Raw genomic sequence first — 4,193 nt, 5'->3', positions numbered from 1 at the left:
GAGGAAGACTTCTTAAATATCCTCGAGGTCGACAACTCCAGGGTACGTAGGGAACAAATTGAGCGTCTGGAAGAAGTCCGTGCCACCCGGGATGGACAGAAAGTAAAGGCCGCACTGAAACGTCTCGCCGCTGCAGCGGCCAAAAAGGAAGCGGGCGAAGCCACCGCCCCGGAGGAAAATTTATTAGCTTTGGCTGTAGAAGCCGCCAGAAACAGGGCTAGTCTGGGAGAAATCAGCCAGGCTATGGAAACTGCTTTTGGCCGTCACAAGGCCACAGTACAATCAATCTCCGGGGTGTATTCAGACGAGATCAAAAAGGATAAATCATTTGTAAAAGCACGGGAACTCTCCGATGCTTTTGCCGTGCGCGAAGGGCGCAGGCCCCGTATCATGATCGCTAAAATGGGGCAGGATGGTCACGACAGGGGAGCTAAAGTTGTAGCTACGGCCTACGCGGACCTGGGATTCGATGTGGATATCGGACCGCTGTTTCAGACCCCTGAAGAGGCGGCAAAGCAAGCCGTGGAAAACGATGTACATATTCTGGGGGTATCCTCCCTGGCCGCGGGGCATAAAACCCTTGTGCCAGAAGTAATCGGGGCTCTGAAAGCCTTGAAACGGGATGATATCCTGGTCATCGTAGGCGGGGTTATTCCCAAGCCGGATTACGATTTTCTCTATGAAGCCGGGGTTGTAGGAATTTTCGGTCCTGGTACCCGTATCCCCGATGCTGCTATCGAAATACTCGAGCTGCTCACAACGGTTTAAGGGCGTTCTCCCGGCAGGCAGGCAATCTGCCCGGTACGGGGAGAAAAGTCATCCCCTGGATACAGACCCTGAAACCCCGGAATACGGGGAGTTATTCACCTTGTGTTAACAAGTTCCATTTTCTTCAACGCCAAATAATCGTATTTTTAACCCCTAACATCAAGGGTACCTATGGGCAAGATAATAGCGATTGCGAATCAGAAAGGAGGAGTTGGGAAAACGACTACTACCGTTAATCTCGCTGCCGCTTTAGGGGTATTGGAGAAAAAAGTGCTGGTCATTGATGCCGATCCTCAGGCCAATGCGACCTCAGGCCTGGGTATGGATTCAGATTCCAATAGTGCGGGCAGCTATCAACTCCTGGAGCATACACTCCCCGCCTCAGAAACCATAGTGCAGACGGGCTCGCCGAATGTAGATTTGATTCCGGCCCATATCGATCTGGTGGCTATAGAAATAGAACTGGTAGATAAGGACGAGCGGGAATACATGCTGAAAAAAGCAGTTGCGGAACTGGGAGAGCAATATGAATATATCCTGATAGACTGTGCTCCTTCTCTGGGCCTGCTGACGCTCAATGCACTCACGGCAGCAGATTCTGTCATAATCCCCATTCAATGTGAATACTACGCCCTGGAAGGATTGGGCAAATTGCTCAACACCATTAAAAGCGTGCAGCGGATTCACAATCCGGATCTGGATATAGAAGGCATGTTGTTGACCATGTATGATTCCAGGCTGAGGCTTTCCAATCAGGTTGTGGAAGAGGTTAAAAAACACTTTGGCGATATGGTCTTCGACACAATCATCCAAAGAAACGTGCGTCTTGGGGAGGCACCGAGTTATGGAGAGAGTATTATCAAATACGACGCGAGTAGCAAAGGAGCCGCAAATTACCTGAATATGGCCCATGAAATACTTCAGAAAAACAGACAGACAGTTTAATGGCTAAGGCGACACGAAAACAAGCATTGGGTCGGGGACTTTCCGCTTTGCTGAAGGATCCCGAAAATGACATTCAGTCCGCTTCGGACCAGAATGCGGATAAGGTGGTCGGTAGTATTGTTGAACTGGATCTGGAGTCCATTGCCGTGAACCCTTTTCAACCCCGTTCCAACTTTGACGATGAATCCCTGAAAGAGCTGGCGGATTCTATCCGGCAATTGGGCCTTATACAACCCATAACCGTTCGAAAATTGGGTTTTGACCAGTACCAACTGGTCTCCGGGGAGCGAAGGTATCGGGCCTCAAAACAGATTGGCCTGAAAAAGATCCCTGCCTATATCCGGATCGCTAACGACCAGGAGTCCCTGGAGATGGCCCTGGTTGAAAACATTCAGCGTCAGGATCTGGACCCGGTTGAAATTGCGCTTTCCTACGAGCGCCTGATCGACGAAATAGGGCTGACCCAGGAAAAACTAAGCGAGCGTGTAGGTAAAAAACGCTCTACAATCACCAACTACCTCAGGCTTCTCCGGTTGGATCCGATAATCCAAACAGGTATGCGGGACGGTTTTATCAGTATGGGCCATGGGCGCAGCCTGGTAAACGTCGATTCCCGGGAAGACCAGATTTCCTTATATGAACAGATTATTGGCGAAAACCTCTCTGTACGGGAAACAGAAGCCCGGGTCAGGGGTTATCACAATCCTTCGACCCAAAGCCAAAAAAAAGGGACTACAGGAAAGCAGGAAATTCCCGATTTTGCAGCTGAAGGGCTTGAGGCTCTGAAGCAATATCTGGAGACAGAGGCGAAACTCGCTATTTCCCGAGACGGGAAGGGTAAAATTAGTATCCCTTTTAAGAGTCCGGCTGATTTTAAAAACCTGATAAAACGGATAACCGGTGCCTAAATTTCTCCTCCTCCTGGGTTTTTTTTGTGCCCTATCCGCTTTGAGGGCGCAGGAAGATAATCCGACCGAACGGGAGGCCGATTCTATCAAAAACATCATTGAGCAAGAGGGGATCACGGTTGAAGAAGTAACCAGGAAATCAACTAACCCGCTGGCCCCAAGTAAGGCAGCTTTTTATTCGGCAGTCCTGCCGGGGCTTGGACAGGCCTACAACAAGCGGTATTGGAAAATACCTATTGTATGGGGTGCCATCGGCACGGGGGTAGCTATTTATATGTATAACGACGATTTATACGACCGCACCCGGACGGCCTTTAAACGGCGAAGGGTTGGGTTCACGGATGACGAATTTTACGACCCGAACCCGGATGACGATTTTGTACCCACCACCCCGGCTTTGTCAACCGAGGCCCTGCAAAATCTCCAGGAAAGGTATCAGCGGGACAGGGATCTGGCATTACTGGTGACCATAGCTCTATACGCTTTAAATATAATCGACGCCAATGTAGATGCCCACTTGAGGCAATTCAACGTTAGTGAAGACCTCAGTCTGCAATTCGAACCCTATCTGGACTATCACCCCATAAATGCTGATGCGAGCTATGGGATAGGCCTGGCAATCCGTTTTTAGAATCTATGAGAATTGGTTTATTCGGATATGGAACCATGGGTAAAATGATCGAACGGATCGCTTCAGAGCGGGGGCACACCATTGTGTCCCGAATCGATACCCCAGGGGAAGTCCCGGCATTTGAAACCCTCGATATCGCTATAGATTTCAGTATCCCTGAGGCGGCACTCGAAAATGTATGCGGTTGCCTGGAAGCCGGTGTCCCCGTGGTATCCGGCACCACGGGCTGGATGGATGATTTCCCAATAGCGGAACGCCTCTGCCGCGAGGTGGATGGCGCTTTCCTTTACGCTTCCAACTTTAGCCTGGGAATGAATCTGTTTTTTGAGCTCAACGCCCAACTGGCCCGATTGATGTCCCAATTTCCCGACTATTCCCTAAACATGACCGAAATCCACCATACACGCAAGGTGGATGCCCCGAGCGGTACGGCAATTACCCTGGCTGAAGGAATTATCGAAAATAGCTCCTATACCCAGTGGAATGCGGGTAATGGATCATCAAAAAATATCCCTATCGCCTCCGAGCGTGTAGGCGATACTCCTGGGACACATCGCATTACCTATGAATCCAAAGTCGATCAAATTGAGATACAACACACGGCTTACAACAGGGAAGGATTTGCACACGGAGCAGTAGTTGCCGCCGAGTGGCTTGTAGATAAAACGGGGGTTTTTGGAATGAAAGACGTGTTAAACCTCCGTTAAATAGGATGTATTTACGCCATCAGCTGGCGTTCTTTGAAATTAAAAGGTACTTATGAATTACACACAATGGCTACTTTTTTTCCTGATTGTTCAGCTCATCCATTTCCTTGGGACCTGGAAACTTTATGTGAAAGCCGGACGTAAAGCCTGGGAAGCCGCAATACCGGTTTATAACGCCATTATTTTGATGAAAATCATCAAAAGACCTTCCTGGTGGGTCGTATTGCTTTTTAT

The 4,193-nt window shown here is 49.3% G+C and carries 6 protein-coding genes; all 6 read left to right on the top strand.

Annotated features, from left to right (window positions below):
• On the top strand, positions 1–768 hold a 768-nt coding region (locus tag WBV75_RS00810; protein ID WP_424118765.1), incomplete at its 5' end, for a methylmalonyl-CoA mutase family protein.
• A 171-nt stretch (positions 769–939) separates the two neighbouring features.
• On the top strand, positions 940–1,713 hold the full coding sequence (locus tag WBV75_RS00805) for a ParA family protein (protein ID WP_424118764.1): 774 nt from the start codon (positions 940–942) through the stop codon (positions 1,711–1,713).
• Positions 1,713–2,621 (top strand): ParB/RepB/Spo0J family partition protein, encoded by a 909-nt coding sequence (locus tag WBV75_RS00800; protein ID WP_424118763.1) that lies wholly within the window; start codon positions 1,713–1,715, stop codon positions 2,619–2,621. The genes WBV75_RS00805 and WBV75_RS00800 overlap by 1 nt, the downstream gene beginning before the upstream one ends.
• Complete coding sequence (locus tag WBV75_RS00795; protein ID WP_424118762.1) at positions 2,614–3,252, top strand: DUF5683 domain-containing protein; 639 nt, start codon at positions 2,614–2,616, stop codon at positions 3,250–3,252. The genes WBV75_RS00800 and WBV75_RS00795 overlap by 8 nt, the downstream gene beginning before the upstream one ends.
• Before the next feature lie 5 nt (positions 3,253–3,257).
• Complete coding sequence (gene dapB / locus WBV75_RS00790; RefSeq protein ID WP_424118761.1) at positions 3,258–3,959, top strand: 4-hydroxy-tetrahydrodipicolinate reductase; 702 nt, start codon at positions 3,258–3,260, stop codon at positions 3,957–3,959.
• 52 nt (positions 3,960–4,011) lie between these two features.
• The coding region (locus WBV75_RS00785) for a DUF5684 domain-containing protein (RefSeq protein WP_424118760.1) at positions 4,012–4,193 on the top strand (182 nt) is incomplete at its 3' end.

Source organism: Robiginitalea sp. (genome assembly GCF_049588695.1).
Taxonomy (GTDB): Bacteria; Bacteroidota; Bacteroidia; order Flavobacteriales; family Flavobacteriaceae; genus Robiginitalea.
The sequence above is the reverse complement of the archived record's forward strand: the minus strand, read 5'-3'. Positions and strand labels throughout refer to the sequence as shown.

Bases quoted from the DNA above. Each gene is read 5' to 3' on its own strand.
- WBV75_RS00805 (WP_424118764.1), top strand. From the start codon at position 940: ATGGGCAAGATAATAGCGATTGCGAATCAGAAAGGAGGAGTTGGGAAA.
- WBV75_RS00800 (WP_424118763.1), top strand. From the start codon at position 1,713: ATGGCTAAGGCGACACGAAAACAAGCATTGGGTCGGGGACTTTCCGCT.
- dapB (WP_424118761.1), top strand. From the start codon at position 3,258: ATGAGAATTGGTTTATTCGGATATGGAACCATGGGTAAAATGATCGAA.